Genomic DNA, 20,927 nt, shown 5'->3' with positions numbered 1-20,927 from the left:
TGCAACGCAAAGATATCGTTTTTTCTCTCGTATGAAAGAAAAAACGTCTTTGCAAAACAATATTTCTGAAGTCTAGACCTTTTCGCTTAAGGCATTGGCCGTATGTGTATTGGTGATCTTGACTAAGTCTTCGGGAGTTCCTTCAAAAAGGACATTTCCCCCGTTTTTACCGCCTTCAGGGCCGAGGTCAATAATCCAATCAGCCGATTTGATGACATCCAGGTTGTGCTCAATGATGATAATGCTATGTCCTCTTGCGATTAGCGCATTGAATGAATCCAGCAGTTTTTTAATATCGTGGAAATGCAGCCCGGTTGTTGGTTCATCAAAGATAAAGAGCGATGGAGAATCCTTTTCTTTTGAAAGGAAGGCAGCTAGTTTCACTCGTTGGCTTTCACCACCGGAGAGGGTGGAAGAACTTTGCCCTAATTTGACATAGCCTAAGCCGACATCTTGTAACGGCTGTAGTTTTTTGGCAATTTTTTTCTCCGTATTTCCTTGGCATGCTGAGAAAAATTCGATGGATTGATTGACGGTCATTTCCAGAATATCGTGGATGCTCTTTCCATTGAATGTAACTTCCAGAATTTCCTCTTTAAATCGCTTTCCTTGGCAACTTTCGCAGGTTAGATGAATGTCTGCCATGAACTGCATTTCAACTTTGATTTCGCCTTCTCCTTGACATTCTTCACAACGGCCTCCATCGACGTTGAAGGAAAAGTGCGATGGTTTAAATCCTTGGTATTTGGCTGCCTGCTGTTCTGCAAAAAGCTTGCGAATTTCGTCATAAGCTTTTAAGTAGGTCACCGGATTGGAGCGAGATGACTTACCTATTGGATTTTGGTCAACAAATTCAACAGACGTCAGTTGCTTGAAATCCCCTTTAATAGCATCGTGTTGGCCGGTTTTTTCTCCATACCCTCCAAATAGTTTAGCCAATGCTGGATAGAGAATTCTACTGACTAAAGTAGATTTGCCTGATCCGCTGACTCCTGTAACAACAGTCAATGTATTTAAAGGAAATTTGACCGTCACGTTCTTCAAGTTGTTTTCGCGGGCACCTTTTATCTCGATGAAATTATTCCATTTTCGGCGATACTTCGGAAGCTCGATTTGCTTTGTTCCGTTCAGGTAGTCTGCAGTCAAGCTCCCTTGGGCATGACCCAACTCTTGGTGATTTCCCTGAAAAACCAATTTTCCCCCATGAATTCCAGCTTTTGGGCCAATGTCGATGATTTCATCAGCCGCACGGATAATCTCTTCATCATGCTCAACAACTAAAACTGTATTTCCAATCTTTTGAAGTTTGCGTAGCACACGAATGAGTCGCTCCGTATCTTTGGGGTGCAGTCCAATGCTCGGTTCATCTAAAATGTAGAGTGAGCCAACCAAGCTAGATCCCAAGGAGGTTGCCAGGTTGATACGTTGCGATTCTCCTCCGGAAAGGGTGGAGGAGAGCCGGTTCAGGGTTAAGTACCCAAGGCCAACGTCGTTTAAAAACGCTAACCTGTTACGAATTTCAATCAAAATGCGTTTGGCTACCGTTTGTTCGTGTTCCGAAAGGGTTAGCTGGTTGAAGAAATCCTGGAGTTCGGCAACAGGTAAAAGCACTAAGTCCTGAATGGAATGATTGTCAACTTTTACGTAGCTTGCTTCTTTCTTTAATCGTGTGCCGCGACACTCAGGGCATGTTGTTTTGCCTCGGTAACGGGACAGCATAACCCGATACTGAATCTTGTAGCTTTTGGATTCGAGCATGGAGAAGAAGGCATTGATGCCCTCAAAGTAGCTGTTTCCGGTCCACAATAATTCCCGCTGCTTATCCGTAAGTTCGTAGTATGGTTTATGAATTGGAAAGTCGAATGAAGAGGCATGTTGAATGAGTTGCATCTTCCATTTCTGCATACTTTCCCCTTTCCAACAAGCAACAGCATCCTGGTAAATTGATAAGGATTTATCAGGGATAACCAAATCTTCATCAATTCCGATTACTTTGCCATACCCCTCACAAGCAGGACAAGCACCCACGGGATTGTTAAAGCTGAAAAGATGCTCAGATGGTTCTTCAAATTCCATTTCGTCAGCCTCAAATAAGTTTGAGAAAATGCTGACTGTTGGTTGGTCATCTTGGTATATTTTGACGATACAAGCTCCACGGCCTTCAAAAAAGGCTGTCTCAACAGAGTCTGCAATTCGGCTTACATTGTCTTCGTCTGGAGAAGCTTGCAGACGGTCAATCACAATGTTGCATTCTCCAGCGCAAAAATCAGTTGCTTTTTCTTCAAGTAGTTGGTCAATACGCTGAATACCCTGAGCGGTTTCAATTCGAGAGAAGCCTTGTTGCAATAAAAGCTCGGCTTCTTCCATGACCGAACGACCATTGCGAGCAATGAGTGGAGCACAGAGTAAGACTTTTGTATCAGCAGAAAAAGACAGGATGTAGTTGACTACATCACTAACCCGATGGCGTTTTACTTCTTGTCCTGAAATTGGGGAAATCGTTTTCCCAATACGCGCAAATAACAATTTTAGGTAATCATAAATTTCAGTGGAAGTTCCCACTGTTGAGCGCGGATTTCGTGTGTTAACCTTCTGCTCTATGGCAATGGCAGGAGGTATTCCTTTTATGAAATCAACCTCAGGCTTATTGATGCGTCCCAGGAACTGTCTGGCATACGATGACAGGCTTTCAACATATCGACGTTGTCCTTCGGCATAAAGCGTATCGAAAGCCAAAGACGATTTTCCAGACCCCGAGAGGCCTGTAATAACCATAAGTTTATTACGGGGAATCTTTAATTCGATGTTTTGCAAATTGTGGACTCTAGCGCCTTTGATGTGTATTTCAGACGTTGATATTTTTGTTTTTGTCATGGATGTTCTCTGATTTTAGCAGGTAGAAATTTGGTTTTTAAACAAAAAACTGGCATTTTTACCAAGTGCAAAATTAACAAATTGTTTTACTCATACTAAAAACTGATTGCCTATAGGAGAATTTTACTTTTGTTTATTTAGAAATATAAATTGAAAGTAATGTTCAATGCAGAAACGTTGAACGACAATATGCTCGTTCAAAAATTTATAGACGGTGATCAGTTTGCTCTCGAGGAACTCATCAATCGGCATAAGAACAGGGTGTTTACGTACATTGTTCTCATTGTCAAGAATCATCAGCTTGCAGAAGATATTTTTCAGGATACATTTATAAAAGTAATTCGTTCCTTAAAAACGGGTAAATATACTGAAAACGGGAAGTTTGTCAGTTGGGTTTTACGGATTGCTCACAACCTGATTATTGATCACTTCCGAAAAGAAAAACTGCTTAGTACAACCTCTAATGACGATACCGAAATGGACTTATTCAATTCTCAAAAATATTCAGATGAAAATATTGAGGATCGATTGGTTTATGAGCAGATAACCGAAGATGTACGGAAATTGATTGATTTACTGCCCGAAGACCAACGACAGGTAATTATCATGCGTCATTACATGGGCTTGAGTTTTAAAGAAATCTCGAAGCAAACTGACGTGAGTATCAATACTGCCTTGGGACGCATGCGTTATGCGCTTATTAATCTTCGAAAAATCATTGAAAAGAATAATTTGCATTTGACGAAAATTTAGATGAATTCACAGACAATAATCTTTTCTCATAGACGTTCTCTATTTGAATCCAAAAACAAATCTAAATGCCTATGATGAAAAATTCTACATTGTCTTTCTATTTCAATACCTATTATGCTGATCAGTCAAAGACTGAAGCAATTGGTTCTAAAAGCCGGGAAGGAGGCATTAACGATATGATTGAGAAGTTGAGTGAAGCTAGATTTTCACCGTCAGAACAAAGCGTACAGAATATTTTGAATTTTTCAAAATCGTACGAAGTACTTGAGTCCCGTCTGACAAAAAGTATTGAAATTATAAAAAACTGAACCAGACGAAAAAGTGGTTGTAAAGCATCTTGACAAAGATGCTTTTTTTTATTTATATTCGTGATATCAAAATGATATCAACGTAATATGAAGGCTATGGAAAAAAATCATGAAGCTAAATCTGGTTATCTGTTTGTTGCTGTTGAGCTTTTGGGGCTTGTAGTAATTGTTTTTGGGTTTGCCAGTGGACTTATTATCCCTGCTATTGTGCTATTGCTTGTTGTTGTGTTTCTATCGAGGGGGTTCACGATTGTTAATCCCAATCAAAGTGCAGTATTGATTCTGTTTGGAGAGTATAGAGGAACCATTAAAAAGAATGGTTTTTGGTGGGTCAATCCGTTTTTTGTTCAGAATAAAATATCGTTAAGAGCCCGTAACCTGGATAGTGAGCCAATCAAGGTGAATGATAAAATTGGTAATCCGGTGATGATTGGAGTTGTTATGGTTTGGCGGGTGCAAGATACTTTTAAGGCAGCCTTTGATGTGAATGATTACGAACATTTTGTTAATATTCAGACTGAAGCGGCAATGCGAAAATTGGCAGGGCTTTATCCATATGACAATTTTGAAGATGAAGATGCCGAGATTACGTTGAGAAGTGGTGGAGAAGAAGTGAATGAAGAATTGGAGCGCGAGGTAACTGAACGTTTGGCAATTGCAGGGATTGAAGTGATGGAAGCTCGTATTAATTACTTAGCCTATGCACAGGAAATAGCCCAGGCGATGTTGAAACGCCAGCAAGCAACAGCAATTGTCGCAGCTCGCTTTAAAATTGTAGAAGGAGCTGTAGGAATGGTGGAAATGGCGTTGGAAGAATTAAGCACGAAAGAAATTGTAGAGTTGGATGAGGAAAAGAAAGCAACGATGGTTAGCAATCTCATGGTTGTACTATGCGGAGACAAGGAAGCTACGCCGATTGTAAATACAGGATCTATTTATTAGATGTTTACAAAATTGGTTATATAATAGTGTTAGCGAATTGAGAGGAAGGAAATGGAATGGCTAAAAAGAAATCATTTGTTTTACGATTAGATCCGGATGATTATGCTGCCTTGGAACGCTGGGCAGCTGATGAATTCAGAAGTATAAACGGGCAGTTGGAGTGGGTTATTGATAAAGCCTTGAAGGATGCTGGTCGTAAAAAAACGAAAAAATCTAAGGATGAATAGAAAAACAATGAGCTTATAAAACGAATGTCATATTTAGTAGGCTTTTATTCTTACGCTTAGTAAACGTTTATGGAAAATTTAAGTATGCTAATATATATTTTATGAAAAAAAACTATACATGTTCGAAGTGTGGAGGTAAACATCCAGATATCGATGAACTTAGGATGACTGGAGCTGGTTTTACGCGCTACTTTAACATTCAGAATCGTAAGTTTACGGCTGTTTCTTGCCGAAAGTGTGGGTATACCGAATTGTATAAAAAAGGAGCTTCTTCAGGTCTTAGTTCTGTTCTTGATTTTGTCACGAACTAACTCTCAACTTATTGGTTATCAAATAGCAGTGAGAAAATGATTTTTGCTGCTATTTTTGTTTGCATTCGAAATCCCATATTTTACAACATTTTTTGGAACTTGTTTCTTTTTTAATTGTCGTATTATCAGTATCTTAAAAACATCGAAATTGAAGAAGAATATTCTATGTTTCATAATAGGGATTTAATCCGATAGTTATGAGTGTATTTATATATATATTTATACGACAATTTACTTTTGTTTAACTAGAGTGTTAGGTGTAAGATGTTTAAAGAAGCAGAAATAAATGATTGTGTAAATTGTAGTCGAACTTGTTGTCTAAACTGTTTGCCTAAGGCTGAAGCAAGCATTTTTGAATGTTTAACGAAAGAAGATATGGATTATCTAATGACTTGCAAACGCAATGTCATTTTTAATCCAGGTGAGACAATTATAAAACAAAATACTTCTACAACTCATTTTGTTTGTATGAAGGAAGGCTTAGCTAAAGTCCTCGCAGAAGGTACCAATGGTAAAAATGTTATTTTGAAGCTAATTTCTACACATAATTTAATTACGGCTGGTGGAGTAATTAGTGATGACATTCGACATTTCACGGTGACGGCTTTAACTCAAGTTGAATGCTGTTTCATTGATTCGAATAGGCTACACACCCTCCTTGCTCGGAATAGTAAATTTGCTTACGAACTGCTCAAATATAACAATAAGCAAAATTTGCAGATGCTTAGCACGCTAATTGGACTAACCCAAAAATATATGCCCGGGCGGGTAGCAGATACTCTACTCTACTTGAAAAATGAGATCTTTCATGCCAATCCTTTTACCTACAAATTAAGCAAACAAGAGTTTGCTGAAATGTCTGGAATGACAAAGGAAAGCTTTATCCGAAGTATGAAGGAATTAGAAGTCTCAGGTATCATCAAACAAAGCCGTAATGAAATTGAGATTTTGAATGAGCCAGAGCTGATAAAAATCAGTAAAAACGGCTGATTGATATATGTCAATTCTACTCTCGCAATATGTCACCCCTTAAGCTTTAGAACTTAGTACTTTCAACTTTATTTTTATACTCATAACTAAGAATGGAAGTCATTCCATGTTTATTGAACGTACTAAATTTTAAGCGTATGAAACTCAGAGAAATAGTTCGATTACTGTTTGTTGCCTCGTTGGTATTGTTTATTATTCCTGCGTGTGTAAAAGAAGGTCCTCCGGGATTGGATGGAGCTGATGGAGCTGATGGAGCCGATGGTTCGGATGGAGCTGATGGTCATGTTACTTGCTTGGTTTGTCATGGGGGTGACAATATTGAAGCAATTCAAGGGCAGTTCGCCATGTCGGTCCACAAAAGTGGTGTTAATGCAGTCGCCTATGCTGGAGCGCGCGCCTCATGTGCGGCCTGCCACTCTCATGAAGGATTTGTTCAGTATGCCGAGTTCGGTGAAGTATTTGGAAATATAACTAGCCCTAATGCTTGGGAGTGTGGAACATGCCACGGATTGCATGATTCATTTGATTCCGATGACTATGCCTTGAGATTGACTGATCCGGTTGCTCCTATCTTTAATGATGCAATAACGATGGATCTTCAAGGTAATAGTAACCTTTGTGCCAATTGTCACCAGTCTCGCAGAGCAGAACCGAATGAAACGAATCCAGGAGAAGAAACATTCTACATATCAAGTACTCACTACGGTCCACACCATGGTGCACAAGCTAATGTTGTTGCAGGTGTAGGTTTTGCTGAAATTGACGGCTCTTCTCCATACCCGGAAACAGGTTCAAATTTCCACTTGAATCAAGCTTCTTGTGTTGGATGTCATATGGCTGAATTCTCCAGCGGCCAAGGCGGCCACTCTTGGATTCCTAATGTTGATGCATGTAACGACTGTCACGATGCAAATTTGGAAGACTATAATTATGGTGGTGTTCAAACCGAGATGCACGAAAGTTTGGCTGAGCTAAGAGATTTGCTGCTTGATCGTGGAGTAATTGCCGGCAATGAAGAGGACGGTTTCCATCCAGTTGTAGGTACTTATCCAATGATTGAAGCAAGAGCATTCTTTAACTGGGTTGGTTTAGAAGAAGACCGTAGTTTGGGTGTTCACAATCCAAAATATGTTAGAGCGCTGTTGAACAATTCAATTGAAGCACTTAAAGCAGAATAGGTAAAATATAGTGCAAAGGAAGAAGCTTCTGGGTGAAATGGAAGCTTTTTTCTTATTCTTTGATAAGTTTAATACTACGCAGCATGAAAAAAAATAAAATACTCTTATTAATTGCATTCCTTGGTTTAACAATTGCATCTTGTGATTATGCTTTTGTTGTCCCTGAGGAAGTGCCAGATATCCCTTCAACGGAGGACGTTAGCTTTGCAACGCAAGTGCTGCCAATTTTTACAGCGCAATGTGCCAGTTGCCACAAGCCTGGAGGGAAAGCCCCGGATCTTACTGCTGAAAATGCTTACCAGAGCATTAACACAACCAAATATATTAATCAGGACAATCCTGAATCAAGCTTGATCTATTCTTATGCAGCGCCCGATGCTTCGACACACAGCTGGAAGCACTTGTCGGCAGCTCAAGCACAATATCTTTTGGTGTGGATTGAACAAGGAGCGAAGAATAATTAGTGAAATTCAAAAGAACTTAAACTATGAAGAATATTATATTATTTATCCTTTTAGGTCTGTTTGTTTCCACTAATTTATTTGCTCAGGATGAAGCTACCGAAGAAAAGGAAAAAGATAAACCCGTAAGATTTGCGTGGGAGAGTGGGGTGTTGATTGATCAGCAAACTTCTCATATTCCTACGGTAAAAACGCTGAAGATGGTTATTCAGCATAAATTCGGACCAGTAGAAAATGGCCATTCTGATTTGTGGGGGATTTATGCTCCCGCTGGCAATATTCGGCTTGGACTGAATTATGTTGTTGCCAATAATGTGGAAATAGGTTGGGGTATTTCTAAGCGAAAAATGTACAATGATTTTAATGCCAAGTGGACTATTTTGGAGCAAACCCGAAAAAATCAGATTCCAGTATTTGTAACACTGTATGGAAATGCAGCGATTGAGGGAAGTCCAGAAGAAGATTTTGGAACTGAATACCAGTTTAGCGATCGTCTGTCTTACTTTTCACAATTGATTATTGGGCGAAAAGTTACTGACGGAATTTCCTTGCAAGCAGGACTTAGTTTCTCTCATGCCAACTCAGTGGCTCCGGAGTATGATCATGATCGGGTTGGACTTCACTTTAATGGTCGCGCAAAGGTTAGTCCTCAGGGAGCAATTATCTTTAATTTCGATGCTCCTCTGAAAATTGATAAGATATCAGAACAACGTCCAGAATGGGACAACCACCCTAAGCCAAATTTATCATTTGGGTATGAAGTTTCTACAAGTACCCATGCTTTCCAGATTTATATGGGCAATTCAGAAGGTATGTTGTTGCAGGACATCATGATGAACAACTTCAATAGCACGGATTTTGATAACTTTGCTATAGGGTTCACAATCACTCGATTGTGGAGTTTTTAATCGTTAACTAAAATCGAAGGATATGGAAAAGCACAGAAATTTTTTAACACTTTTGGCTGTTGTATTTATTGGCGGATTACTATTATCGTTTGTAACCGTTCAAGATAAGAAAAAAGGTGAAGCATGGGATGTTCCAGAAAAATATCAGAAGATGGAAAATCCATCAAAAGATGATGCATCGCTGATGAAGGTTGGAAAGATTCTTTACATCAAGCATTGTCGGTCATGCCACGGAAATAAGGGAGAGGGAGATGGACCGAAAGCTGCCAGCTTAGAGACAGCAATTGAATCATTTACCTCAGATAAGTTTCAGGGGCAGTCTGATGGTGTTATTTATTATCAATCCATTATTGGACGTGATGAGATGCCAAATTATGAAAGTAAAATTCCAGAGGAGGAAGATCGCTGGGCGCTAGTTAACTATTTGAGATCAATGAAATAAGAATCTGTTATTGGGCCGGAGGCAATGAGCTTCCGGCTTTTAATCCTTCGCAAAATGTCAACCTTTCTCAAAACGTGTTTATTCTTGTCATTTCTTTTGATAGGAATTGTAGGGAATGGGCAGGATAAGGAGATGCCTGCTGAAAATAGCCATTGTTTATCGTGCCATGCCAACCAAACCTATTCGTTTTTTAATGAATGGTTAGAGGTGGAAACTAAAAGGATGATGAATCCTTTTTACATCATTGACTCAACAATGATGGCAGTAGGTGTGCATGGTACTTTTAGATGTACTGATTGTCATTCTGCGGATTATGAAACCTATCCGCACAATGCAGAATTAAAGCTGGAGCCATTGGCAACATGTATTGATTGCCATGGAGGCGATGATACATACGCTGACTACCAGTTCGATAAAATTGAAGAGGAATTTCATAAAAGTGTTCATTTTCAGACAAGTGGAGAGAGCTTTTCTTGCTCTAAATGTCATAACCAACACTATTACCAGGCGACGGCCCGTAACAGTAGCAAGGTATCTGAAATTGTGACTTACAATAATAATATGTGTTTGTCTTGTCATGACAACGTTTTAAAGTTTCAAACGGTTTCGTCAGAGGAAAATCCTCAGTTAAGTCAAGTGCACGATTGGTTACCAAACCAGGAATTGCATTTCCAAAATGTTCGATGTATTGAATGCCATACGGTGGTTGTCGATTCATTTTTAGTTTCTCACAACATCTTGCCAAAAGAGGAAGCTTTGCGAAATTGCAATGATTGTCACTCGTCCAACTCATTGTTAAAGGCATCATTGTATAAATATCAAAACTTACAAGCCCGAAGTGAAGATGGAGAGTTGAGTAATTTGATCAGGAATGAGTCGTACGTGATTGGAGCCAATCAAAATCCATTGATGAGGCTTTTAAGCTTCATTATCTTTGGAATGACACTTGTTGCTATCGCAATTCACTGGATTTTCCGAATCGTTAAAAGAAAGTAGCTATGACCTCTGAAAATAATAAAATATACCTGTACCCGCTCTGGTTGAGAATTTGGCATGGAATTAATGCTTTGGGAATTATACTGCTGATTATAACCGGTATTCGCTTGCAATATTCAGATTTACGACTTTTATCAATGGATTTTGGAACGGCAGTCCAGATGCACAATATTAGTGGAGTTGTGGTTACATTAAACTATTTTGTTTTTATTATTGGTAATCTGGTAACACCCAATAAAAAATACTATCGTATCAAACCCAAAGGATTAGTTAAGCGCGTTCGTAAGCAAGCTAACTATTATCTGTCGGGATTATTCAAAGGCGAAGAAGCTCCTTTCCCAATTTCTGAGAAAAGAAAATTCAATCCACTGCAAAAGTATGCATACATTTTTGTGATGTACGTCTTTGTGCCTTTAGCCATCTTAACCGGGATCGCACTATTGTTTCCTGAGTTAATTATTGAAGAGGTATATGCTGTTAGTGGGGTATTTCTAACTGCCTTATTGCACGGTTCTGTTGGTTTTCTGATCTCGGTATTCTTGATTATTCATTTGTATGTCGCATCGATTGGGAAGAATCCTTTGGACAATTTCCGAAGTATCGTAAATGGTTACCATGATGTTCATCCAAAAGAGGAGGATCCCAAAGAGAAGAAATAATTAGTTGGCTGGTTTATTGGGGAAGGATTTGGTTTGGTGTTGATTATGAGTAACTCATTCAGCGCGATTGAGTGAATGAAGATATTTGCAGAAGGATTACTAATCACCTAATTACTGTCATTATGAAATTGCCGCAATCAGTTCGAAATTTGACTACTGTCGTTGGTGCTTCTATTGCTGTTATCAGCTTATTGATTATCCTGTTTCTCTTTATTGTTTCATCAATCTTTGAGATTGGGAGTTCCTACTTGGGCATCTTTATTTATGTCGTTATGCCAATGGTTTTGGTATTGGGATTGATTCTGATGCCAATCGGAATGTGGCGAGAGAAGCGAAGGTTGAAAAAACATCCTGAATATGAGGAGCCCAAAGATTGGCCCGTAATTGATTTCAATCAGCAACCGGTTAGAAATGCAACGATCATTTTTGTAGCGGGGACAATCTGTTTTTTGATCTTGTCATCAATTGGGAGTTTCGAAGCCTTTCATTTAACAGAGTCAGATGAATTTTGTGGTAAGTTGTGTCACCAGGTAATGAAGCCGGAGTACACTGCCTACCAAGAGTCGGCACATGAGCGGGTTGGCTGTGTTGAATGTCATGTGGGGTCGGGAGCTGGATGGTATGTAAAAAGTAAGCTTTCAGGATTATATCAGGTCTACTCAGTACTCTTTAATAAATATCCGCAACCCATTCATACGCCAATCAGCAGTTTGAGACCGGCCCGGGAAACCTGCGAAGAATGTCACTGGACGGAGAAATTCTATGATCGCAAAATCAAGACAAAAAAATCATATTTGGCTGATGGAAGTAATACCGAGTGGGATATTCATTTAATGATGAAAACCAGTGCAACTTATAGTGCTCAAGGGCTCCAGGAAGGTATTCACTGGCACATCAATCCAGATGTAAAAATAGAATATAAAGCGCTGGATGTCGGGCGTGACACAATTCCTTGGGTGAAATATACCAACCTGAAAACCGGGGAGGTGACGATCTATGAAGACGAATCAGTCGAAACTGAAGGCATGGATTTACAGACCTTGGAGTTGAGGACAATGGACTGTATCGATTGTCATAACCGACCTTCTCATAACTATCAATCACCTGCTAATTTTATCGATGACTACATTACATCTGGCCGTATTTCAAAAGATATTCCTGATATTAAAGTGGTCGCAATGGATGCCTTAGGAGCAGATTACCCGACAGCTGATAGTGCAATGCGGGCTATTGAGGCTTATGCCAATGAGTATTATGAAATCATGTATCCTGAGGTTTTAAGTGACCAAAAGGAACTTTATGAACAAGCATTGACTGCAATGAAAGACGGCTTTAATGAAAATATTTTTCCGGAGATGAAAGTGAACTGGAAAGTGTATCCGAATCATCTCGGACATTTGGAGACCAATGGCTGTTATCGTTGTCATAATGATCGCCATAAAGCGACTGGAGGGAAAGTCATATCTCGCGACTGTAACTTGTGTCATAATATTTTAGCTCAAGGAACAGCTGATGAAATGCAGTATGCGGCATCTGATAATCCATTGGAATTTAAACATCCGATCAATATCAACGAAACATGGCGAACAACATTCTGTTCTGAGTGCCATTTTAGTTTGTATTAACCGTATAAATTGGTATTTTGAAAAAGGATTTCTGAAGTAAAGAATCATTTAGAAAATGGAGGAATTACTTCAACCCGAATAAATTAAGGTTGAAGTAATTTTTTGTAATAAACCAAGCGAGTTACCGCTTAAGCCTATACTTATGAAAAAGATAAAGTCCACCTTATTTTCAATGTTAACGACCTCTTGTTTAGTGGTTATTTTTGGAGTTTCTATCGCTTATGCCACTTTTATTGAGAATGATTATGGTACCGACACAGCCAAAATTTTAGTTTATGAAGCAGGATGGTTCAACCTTTTATTGGGATTTGCAGCTTTCAATTTGATTGGGAGTTTGTTTTATTATAAAGCCTTTTTATTGAAGCGTTGGAGCATGGTTTTATTCCACTTGGCCTTTTTAATCATTCTGGCAGGGGCCGCTATAACCCGCTTCTATAGCTATGAGGGGATGTTGCATATTCGTGAAGGAAAATCATCCAATCAGTTGATTTCTAGTGATACCTATATTGAAGTAGAAGCAAAGTCGGGAAAGTCCGTTGTTTCAGGTGATTGGAAAGTTCGGTTTTCACCATACACCAAGAATGCTTTTTCGAAAGAAATGGCTATTAATGGAGACAAACTATCCATAGAAGTGCTTGACTATGTGCCTACAGCCATGGAAGATATTGTGGCCGATGAAGGAGGTAAGCCTTTATTGTCTTTTATTTTGTTGAACCGCAATGGAGCCAGGCGGGATGTCGTTTTGGAAGCAACAGAGGAGGTAACAAATAACGACTATACGCTTAGTTTTGAAGGGGAAAACAAAGAGGCTGATTTGTATGTTCGAAGATCGGGAATTAAGCTTTTGATGCAAGCAAAGGATAGTGTCAAAGTCGTGTCAATGACTGGAAAAACAGAACAAGTTTTCCCGGCTGGACATGAGTTCGAGCTGAGCTCCAAAGGGATGTATCAAGTGGGAGACCGTATTTTTGCAACGAAGTCTTATTTGCCTTCAGGTAGAAAGGTGCTTTCTACAGCGACTGGACGAGCTGCAGCTTTAGGACGTGATGCGTTAATGGTACGATTGGCAATGAATGGTGAAGAGAGGCAGATTGTTGCCTACAAACAAGGAAAGGAGCATGCTGCCAGTAAAGCACAATTCGGTGATGTAGAGGTTAAGCTTAATTTTGGCTCTAAATTAATAGAACTCCCTTTTAGTATCTTCCTGGATGACTTCCAGCTGGAACGCTATCCAGGAAGTATGAGTCCATCTTCTTACGCGAGCGAGGTGACGCTAATTGATGACACCGAGAACGTAAAAATGCCTTACCGGATTTTTATGAATAACATTCTGGATTATGGCGGCTTCCGCTTCTTCCAGTCTTCTTATGATACCGATGAAAAAGGGACGGTACTCTCGGTAAGTCACGATTACCTTGGGACAGTGGTTACTTATTTTGGTTATTTTCTGATGTCATTGGGAATGATTTTTACGTTCTTCAATGGGAAAAGCCGTTTTCATGCATTGTTGCGTTCCAGCTCTCGTTTAAAAGAGCTGCGCAAGAAAAGTATACCGGTAATCGTTCTGGCACTTTTAACGATTGCTCCTTTTTGGGGCTCGGCTCAGTCTGTGACTAATTTAGAGTTGAATCAGGAGCATGTGAAGTCGTTTGAAACCTTATTGGTACAGGATCCCAAAGGGCGTGTTGAGCCTGTTAATACACTGGCTTCAGAAGTTTTACGAAAGTTAAATCGAAAGAACTCGTTTGAGGGGATGTCTGCTTCCGAAGTATTTTTGAGCATGAGTGCTCGCCCAAATGCTTGGCGAAATGTACCGATCATCCGGGTTTCAAATAGTGAATTACGAAAGCAGCTGGGGCTTCGGGATGAGTACATCGCGTTTAATCAATTGCTTGATTTGCAGACCGGGGTGTATCGACTGCAACAGTTGGTCGATGCTACTTATCAGAAGCAACAAACCCAACGGAATAAGTTTGATAAAGAGGTGATCAATGTCGATGAACGTATGAATATCTGTTTTCAGATTTTTCAAGGAGACTTTTTGCAGGTATTTCCTGTTTTGAATCATGATAATAATAAGTGGGCCAATGAAAAAGAGTTTTATGAATCTCCGGCGCATAAACAGGATTCAATTCATTTACTGACAGATTATTTTCAGGCGGTTAATCAGGCCATGGGGCAGGGGAATTATCAAACTGCCAACCAAAAGTTGGAGGCTTTAAGAGACTTCCAGCAAACACACGGGCATGAAATTATTCCAGGAAAGGCAAAAATAAAGCTTGAGATTTTATATAATAAACTTAATATTTTTAGCTTATTGTCAAAGTTTGCGGGTGTTGTTGGGCTCTTCCTGCTCATCGTTCATTTGATTCGTATTTTTAATGATAAGCTGAAGCTGAGCAAACTCCAAACCCTGGGAACTTTTTTGATTGCCTTTGTTTTTGCAGCCTACTCTTTGGGACTCGCCATGCGATGGTATATCTCAGGGCACGCTCCCTGGAGTAATGGGTATGAAACGCTCCTCTATGTTGGTTGGGCAACCTTATTAACCGGTTTTGTATTCATTAAGAAGTCGCACATAACGCTAGCTGTAACCACTATTCTGGCTTCCTTGATTCTGATGGTGGCCGGAATGAGCTGGATGAATCCCGAAATTACCAACTTGGTTCCTGTGCTGAAATCGTATTGGCTGATTGTGCATGTTGCAGTTATTACAGCCAGTTATGGATTTCTGGGAGTAGCCGCTATTTTAGGTTTTCTGAATCTGTTTATTATGATGTTTCGCAAGGGCTCAAACTTGCGAAATGCTTCTTTTACCATTGTTGAACTAGCTATTGTGATCGAGCTTTGTGTAATCGTCGGCCTAATTTTGTTGACCATTGGTGCTTTTATTGGAGGAGTTTGGGCAAACGAGTCGTGGGGACGCTATTGGGGATGGGACCCGAAAGAGACCTGGGCCTTGGTAACCATTTTAGTTTATTCGTTTATTATTCATCTACGCAAGGTGCCAGGGATGTACACTAACTTTTCATTGAGTGCGATGTCTTTGGTTGGTTTTAGTTCCGTATTGATGACCTTCTTTGGGGTGAATTATTATTTATCAGGAATGCACTCCTATGCTCAAGGAGAAGCACCTCCCGTTCCTGATTTTGTTTTTGTAGCTATTGGAATTATCGTTGTTGCGATTGTATTGGCAGCACGCTCTGAACGAAAATATGGAGATGCTGATAAGCTAGTCAAGCTTGAAGCGAAAGAATAATTTGAGGCCGGCAGTTGGGATTTAACTGCTGGCTCTTTTTAACAGGTTGCGAGCCATTCCTTTAAAAATGAACAGGTGAAATGGCCCGGAGAGACCCCAGTAAAAACGTCCGGCTACTCCTCTAGGTCGGAAAGTTGCTGTTTGAATCAAGGAATATTGATTGTTTTTGGAAACGATTTTAAATTCCAGCCAAGCTTCTCCGGGAAGTTTCATTTCTGCATACAATAAAAGGCGCATCTTGGTTTTGTCAGCAAGTAAGACCCGCCAAAAGTCAAGGGCATCACCATTTTTTATTTCATCAGGACTGGTTCTGCCACGACGAAGTCCAATTCCTCCAGATAGTTTGTCGATGTAGCCGCGAAGCTTCCATAGGGAATTGGCATAGTACCAGCCATTATCTCCTCCAATGGCCCAAATCGTTTGTAAAACTTTATGAGGATTGGTTTGGAAAGCAATTTGTTGCCGGTTTCTGTAGCAGCCATATTCCGGGACATCAATTTGATCGGCATAGTGAGGATCGAAAGCAGAAGAGCTTAAAGCATCTTTCCAACTGGAGTACACTTGGTTTTGACGAATTTTGGTAAAGGCTGCTTCTACAGCCTCGACATAACTCATTGGCCTAATCTGGAGCAGTTTGGGAAGTGGGTTTTCTTTGGCAATGACCTCTACTTTTAGACTATTGACCAAGTGAACGGCTAGTCGGTAGGAAGTTGAGGTAATAAAAAACAGCCAATATGAAGAAAGCCTGGGAGTCATAATGGGCAGAGTCACAATGCGACGTTTTAGCTTTCGGATTGCTGCATATTGCAAAAGCATTTCTTTGTATGTGAGAATGTCTCTTCCGCCGATATCAAAGCTTTGATTTAGACAGGAGTCCTGATCAATTACACCAGTTAGGAATTTCAATACATCACGAATTCCAATGGGATGCGAAAGTGTAAGTACCCATTGGGGCGTAATCATGATGGGGAGCTTTTCTACAATGTCACGAATAATTTCAAACGAAGCGCTGCCAGAGCCAATGATGATTCCAGCATGAAGCGCAGTTAGGGCATAAGGACCTTTCTGCAGTTCCTTTTCAACATTGAGCCTGGAGCGAAGGTGCTTGGATAGGTTTTCGTCATTCGAAATTCCCCCCAAATAAATCACTTGTCGCACATTTGTATGAGAAATTGATTTTCGGAAGTTCTGAGTGGCAGTCAGTTCCAGTTCTTCAAAATCTCCCGATGCTGTTGACATAGAATGAATCAGGTAGTAGGCAATCTCCAAATTTTTTGGGAAAACACTTGAGGAATCTGGTTTTAAAAAGTCAATCTCGACCCACTCAATATGTGGATGTTCAAACCAGCGTTCTTCGATGCGGTCCAAGTTGCGGGCACAACAAACAAGTTGATGGCCTTGATCGATTAGAATAGGCAAAAGTCTTTTCCCCACATATCCCGTTACTCCAGTTAAAAGTATCTTCATGAGTGCTACATTTGACTATAGAAACAACTAAATTAAGTAAAAAATGACACTAAATACATCAAAAAGGAATTAATGTCAGGAAGATTGAAAACGTATGCAAGGTGTTGAACATACATGAGGTATGTATCGTTTTTTGATTATTGTAATTTCAGTTTTTTTTTACAGATGGGGAGTCTGCGAGTGATTACTCAACCAGCAAGAAGGCTCCCTGAAAGACATGTTGGTTTATTTGCTCAAGCTTGGGGACCGGAAGTTGTTGGAGTCCACGTCACTTACAATTTGAGCAACCGAGTCGGAATAAATACTGGGCTTGGCGTAAATATGGATGCTCATGTTAGAACATCCGTTTATCTTTTATCAAGTGCCAAGCACCAAGCACCAAACTTCAATTTACGTAGGAGTACAGGCAATTGCTTATCGAGAGTATCTGTTATTTGGTTCTTCCGGGGCAGACCGGCAACTGGGGATTTACTGCCCAGTTGGTGTTGAATACATAGCCCTGGAAGGTTTTACTGTTCAAGTGGATGTCGGGTTAATTTTTGTTTAAAAAGCCTGGGAGCAAGTAAACACCTTTCCGTTTGTGGCATCGTTGAAGATCGGTTATACATTAAAAAGAGGTTCTTTGGAGCAGAGATGAATAATTGATAGGTGATGCAGTTAATTTGAGCTTGTTTTGTTAACTTGCCATTGCTGTTTCAGCACCACTGACGCAAGTCAAGATATTTGGGCTTTTAATTCGATTAGCATGGTACAATACGCGTTTTCATTCAAAATAAAACAAGCTTTATCAGGAGGAGTCCTGTTTGCCTTGTTACTTGGTTTTGCGGCTTGTCAGCAAACACGTGAGTATAGTTCAAGTGATCCGGGGGTGTGGGAACAGCATGCAATTAAGAACGCACTGCCAGATGGATTACTGCATGGAAGTTCGTATTTGTCAATTTATTCCGAAGTTTACAGTCAATCTGAAAAGAGAACCTATAATTTGACGGCTACCGTGAGCATGCGGAATATTAGTTCAACAGATGCAGTTTACCTATTAAGTGCAGCCTATTACAATACGCAAGGGGATTTAATTCGAACCTATTTTGATCACCCTATTGCGCTAAAACCATTGGAGTCGATCGAAATTGTTGTTGACGAAGCTGATGAACATGGTGGGACAGGAGCTAATTTTATTTTTGAATGGGCGGTAGCCCCTCAATGTCACGAGCCCCTGTTTGAGGCTGTGATGATCTCCACTTCCGGACAACAAGGTATTTCGTTTACGACCCAAAGTGTAAAACGCTAGAGTCCAGTGAAACTGATTAATGCCGATAGAAACTGATGAGGCGCATGGCTTGCTCCGCTTTGTCTGCCAATAGCTCAGAAGCCAGTTGGATACTTTCTTGCAAACTTATCGGTCCGTTGGGCAAAGCGAGTAAGGACGTAAATCCTTCCTGATACAATTCTTGGTACCCTTCACCCAGAAAACCCGCAATTCCAAGACACGGTTTATGGTGTTTCTTGGCCAACTGAGCAACTCCCCATGGCGTTTTTCCCTGTTTGGTTTGAACATCCATTTTTCCTTCTCCGGTGATAATAAAGTCTGCCTGTTGAATTGCTTTTTCTAACTGGGTTTGCTCTTTCACAATATCGAAACCCAGGCTTAATTCTGCATGGGCAAAAGCAACGAGGCCTGCGCCCAAGCCTCCGGCAGCTCCACCTCCTGCAAGATCCAAAATGGTTTTGTCCAAGTCTTTTTCAATACAATTGGCAAGATGTTGCAGGTTTTCATCCAGTTTTTCGACCATTTCAGCGGTCGCGCCTTTTTGTGGTCCGTAAACCGAGGATGCTCCATGTGTTCCCGTCAACGGATTGGTAACATCGCAGGCAACTGTAATTTGAGTTTGCTTTAAAAGAGCTGTTACTTTTGAGGTATCAATATGGTGGAGTTGAGCCAGCTCTCCTCCTCCTTCTGCAATTTCATCACCATGAATATTCAGAAAACGATAACCAAGGGCTTTGGCCATGCCAGTTCCCCCATCGTTGGTTGCACTGCCTCCAATACCAATAATCAAGTTACGACAACCCCGTTGCATGGCATCAAGTAGCAGTTGCCCGGTGCCAAATGTTGAGGTCAGCATGGGATTACGTTCTTCCGGTTTTAAAAGCTCAATTCCTGATGCTGCAGCCATTTCAATAACAGCGGTCTGTTTGTCACCCAGTATTCCGTAAGAAGCATCCGTCAATCTACCCAACGGATTTTTCACCTGTATTGAAATCAATTGCCCCCCAAGCGCAGTGAGCAGTGTCTGCACAAATCCTTCTCCTCCGTCTGCCAGTGGGATTTTTGTGATGATGGCCTCAGGGAAAACGTGCTGAACCCCCGTTGCTAGAGCTTCAATAACTTCTTGAGCTGACAGGCAATCTTTAAATGAGTCGGGACAAAGCAGGATATTCATGGTTTGTTGGGTTGTCATCGGGTTTTGGAACAGTAGCACAAGATAAACGCAAAAGTTGGCTTTTGCAATAGAATCAGAAACCCGAAAACTATAAGGAAGGGCTCATAAAAGGTAAGGTTACAGACAAGAATATGAACCAAAGAGATGCTTAATTTGCCCCGTGGCAGGATTTTATAAAAGCATATATTATCGCAAATAGTTTGAAGTTGGCATACATTAAGCAGATTGATTTTTTACCTTTGTTTTTTTCTAAACCTAAAGAACAATGAAACGTTTACTAGTCGTCTTTTTGATTTCCGTATGGTCTTTAAATGTAATTGCAGCTCGCGTAGACACCTTGCAGGTGCAAAGCGAAGCAATGAATAAATTGGTTAAAAATGTTGTCATTCTGCCTGATAATTATGATGGCTCGAATGCTTTCCCTGTGGTCTATTTGTTGCACGGTGCAGGAGGTAATCATGCTGATTGGGTGACTAAGGTGCCGGCTGTAAAAAGTTATGCCGACCACTATCAGGTCTTGATTGTTTGTCCGGATGGCGGGCGAACCAGCTGGTATTTTGACAGCCCTGTTGATCCTTCCATGCAGTACGAGACCTACGTCTCATCAGAGCTTGTAAGTCAGATTGATCAAACTTATAAAACGATTGCTTCGCCAAAAGGAAGGGCCATTACGGGCTTGAGCATGGGGGGACACGGTGCGTTTTACCTGGCTTTTCGTCATCAGGATGTATGGGGAGCTGCAGGAAGTATGAGCGGGGGAGTTGATATTCGTCCATTTCCAAACAATTGGGATATTGCAAAACGTTTGGGAACCTATGCCGAGAATAAGGCTAATTGGGAAGAGAACACGGTAACTAACCTGGTGTACTTGTTGGACGGACGTCGGTTGAAGTTGGTATTCGATTGTGGTGTGGATGATTTTTTCTATGGCGTGAATCAACGGCTTCATCAAAAGCTGGTGGAACGAAACATTCCTCATGACTACACGGAGCGTCCGGGTGGTCATACTTGGGAATACTGGACTAACTCTGTGAAATATCACTTGTTGTATTTTAATGATTTCTTTGGAAACAATTAGTGTTCTTT

Annotated in this window: 20 protein-coding genes; 17 read left to right on the top strand and 3 right to left on the bottom strand. The window is 40.5% G+C overall.

All coding sequences use genetic code 11. From position 1 onward, the window contains the following. Nucleotides 1-72: 72 nt before the first annotated feature. On the bottom strand, nucleotides 73-2,874 hold the full coding sequence (gene uvrA, locus BM156_RS10345) for an excinuclease ABC subunit UvrA (RefSeq protein WP_093919798.1): 2,802 nt from the start codon (nucleotides 2,872-2,874) through the stop codon (nucleotides 73-75). A 159-nt stretch (nucleotides 2,875-3,033) separates the two neighbouring features. Between uvrA and BM156_RS10340 the strand changes: the two genes are divergently transcribed. The 14 genes from BM156_RS10340 to ccsA all read left to right on the top strand — a co-directional run bounded on the left by BM156_RS10340 (nucleotide 3,034) and on the right by ccsA (nucleotide 15,933). Beyond that, nucleotides 3,034-3,627 (top strand): RNA polymerase sigma factor, encoded by a 594-nt coding sequence (locus BM156_RS10340; protein ID WP_093919797.1) that lies wholly within the window; start codon nucleotides 3,034-3,036, stop codon nucleotides 3,625-3,627. A 71-nt stretch (nucleotides 3,628-3,698) separates the two neighbouring features. Then, complete coding sequence (locus BM156_RS10335) at nucleotides 3,699-3,935, top strand: hypothetical protein (RefSeq protein WP_139218258.1); 237 nt, start codon at nucleotides 3,699-3,701, stop codon at nucleotides 3,933-3,935. 96 nt (nucleotides 3,936-4,031) lie between these two features. Continuing rightward, nucleotides 4,032-4,877: an SPFH domain-containing protein gene (locus BM156_RS10330; protein WP_093919916.1), complete on the top strand. Its 846-nt coding sequence runs from the start codon at nucleotides 4,032-4,034 to the stop codon at nucleotides 4,875-4,877. Nucleotides 4,878-4,933: 56 nt separating this feature from the next. Next, nucleotides 4,934-5,104, top strand: coding sequence for a type II toxin-antitoxin system antitoxin (locus BM156_RS10325; RefSeq protein ID WP_093919795.1), 171 nt, complete (start codon nucleotides 4,934-4,936; stop codon nucleotides 5,102-5,104). A gap of 101 nt (nucleotides 5,105-5,205) precedes the next feature. Continuing rightward, entirely contained in the window at nucleotides 5,206-5,415 is a 210-nt protein-coding gene (locus tag BM156_RS10320) for a zinc ribbon domain-containing protein (RefSeq protein WP_093919794.1), read from the top strand. 327 nt (nucleotides 5,416-5,742) lie between these two features. Then, entirely contained in the window at nucleotides 5,743-6,405 is a 663-nt protein-coding gene (locus BM156_RS10315) for a Crp/Fnr family transcriptional regulator (protein ID WP_170846929.1), read from the top strand. A gap of 137 nt (nucleotides 6,406-6,542) precedes the next feature. Continuing rightward, nucleotides 6,543-7,583, top strand: a complete 1,041-nt coding sequence (locus tag BM156_RS10310) for a hypothetical protein (RefSeq protein ID WP_093919792.1) — start codon at nucleotides 6,543-6,545, stop codon at nucleotides 7,581-7,583. A gap of 83 nt (nucleotides 7,584-7,666) precedes the next feature. Next, a complete protein-coding gene (locus tag BM156_RS10305; protein ID WP_093919791.1) occupies nucleotides 7,667-8,047 on the top strand; it encodes a c-type cytochrome in 381 nt (126 codons plus the stop codon). A gap of 23 nt (nucleotides 8,048-8,070) precedes the next feature. Further along, the gene (locus BM156_RS10300) at nucleotides 8,071-8,952 is read left to right on the top strand and encodes a DUF5777 family beta-barrel protein (RefSeq protein WP_093919790.1); all 882 of its coding nucleotides are present in this window, start codon (nucleotides 8,071-8,073) and stop codon (nucleotides 8,950-8,952) included. Nucleotides 8,953-8,974: 22 nt separating this feature from the next. Beyond that, nucleotides 8,975-9,394 carry a c-type cytochrome gene (locus BM156_RS10295; RefSeq protein WP_093919789.1) on the top strand — a complete coding sequence of 140 codons (420 nt, stop codon included), beginning with the start codon at nucleotides 8,975-8,977 and terminating at the stop codon, nucleotides 9,392-9,394. A gap of 84 nt (nucleotides 9,395-9,478) precedes the next feature. Continuing rightward, on the top strand, nucleotides 9,479-10,390 hold the full coding sequence (locus BM156_RS10290) for a cytochrome c3 family protein (RefSeq protein WP_093919788.1): 912 nt from the start codon (nucleotides 9,479-9,481) through the stop codon (nucleotides 10,388-10,390). A 2-nt stretch (nucleotides 10,391-10,392) separates the two neighbouring features. Next, nucleotides 10,393-11,049, top strand: a complete 657-nt coding sequence (locus tag BM156_RS10285; protein ID WP_093919787.1) for a cytochrome b/b6 domain-containing protein — start codon at nucleotides 10,393-10,395, stop codon at nucleotides 11,047-11,049. Nucleotides 11,050-11,171: 122 nt separating this feature from the next. After that, nucleotides 11,172-12,674: a cytochrome c3 family protein gene (locus tag BM156_RS10280; protein WP_093919786.1), complete on the top strand. Its 1,503-nt coding sequence runs from the start codon at nucleotides 11,172-11,174 to the stop codon at nucleotides 12,672-12,674. Nucleotides 12,675-12,816: 142 nt separating this feature from the next. After that, nucleotides 12,817-15,933 carry a cytochrome c biogenesis protein gene (ccsA, locus tag BM156_RS10275; RefSeq protein WP_093919785.1) on the top strand — a complete coding sequence of 1,039 codons (3,117 nt, stop codon included), beginning with the start codon at nucleotides 12,817-12,819 and terminating at the stop codon, nucleotides 15,931-15,933. A gap of 21 nt (nucleotides 15,934-15,954) precedes the next feature. On the opposite strand, the gene BM156_RS10270 is transcribed toward ccsA, so the two are convergent. Beyond that, nucleotides 15,955-17,400, bottom strand: coding sequence for an SDR family oxidoreductase (locus BM156_RS10270; protein WP_093919784.1), 1,446 nt, complete (start codon nucleotides 17,398-17,400; stop codon nucleotides 15,955-15,957). A 331-nt stretch (nucleotides 17,401-17,731) separates the two neighbouring features. On the opposite strand from BM156_RS10270, the gene BM156_RS10265 reads away from it, so the two are divergent. Beyond that, complete coding sequence (locus tag BM156_RS10265) at nucleotides 17,732-17,947, top strand: hypothetical protein (RefSeq protein WP_093919783.1); 216 nt, start codon at nucleotides 17,732-17,734, stop codon at nucleotides 17,945-17,947. Between the two features lie 198 nt (nucleotides 17,948-18,145). Further along, nucleotides 18,146-18,688, top strand: a complete 543-nt coding sequence (locus BM156_RS10260) for a DUF3124 domain-containing protein (RefSeq protein ID WP_093919782.1) — start codon at nucleotides 18,146-18,148, stop codon at nucleotides 18,686-18,688. A gap of 16 nt (nucleotides 18,689-18,704) precedes the next feature. Here the strand turns inward: BM156_RS10260 and BM156_RS10255 are convergent, their stop codons facing one another. After that, nucleotides 18,705-19,859: a glycerate kinase gene (locus BM156_RS10255; RefSeq protein WP_212733478.1), complete on the bottom strand. Its 1,155-nt coding sequence runs from the start codon at nucleotides 19,857-19,859 to the stop codon at nucleotides 18,705-18,707. A gap of 247 nt (nucleotides 19,860-20,106) precedes the next feature. On the opposite strand from BM156_RS10255, the gene BM156_RS10250 reads away from it, so the two are divergent. Further along, the gene (locus BM156_RS10250; protein WP_093919781.1) at nucleotides 20,107-20,919 is read left to right on the top strand and encodes an alpha/beta hydrolase; all 813 of its coding nucleotides are present in this window, start codon (nucleotides 20,107-20,109) and stop codon (nucleotides 20,917-20,919) included. Nucleotides 20,920-20,927: the final 8 nt, after the last annotated feature.

The sequence above is a fragment of the Sunxiuqinia elliptica genome, from assembly GCF_900113005.1.
GTDB lineage: Bacteria > Bacteroidota > Bacteroidia > Bacteroidales > Prolixibacteraceae > Sunxiuqinia > Sunxiuqinia elliptica.
The sequence above is the reverse complement of the archived record's forward strand: the minus strand, read 5'-3'. Positions and strand labels throughout refer to the sequence as shown.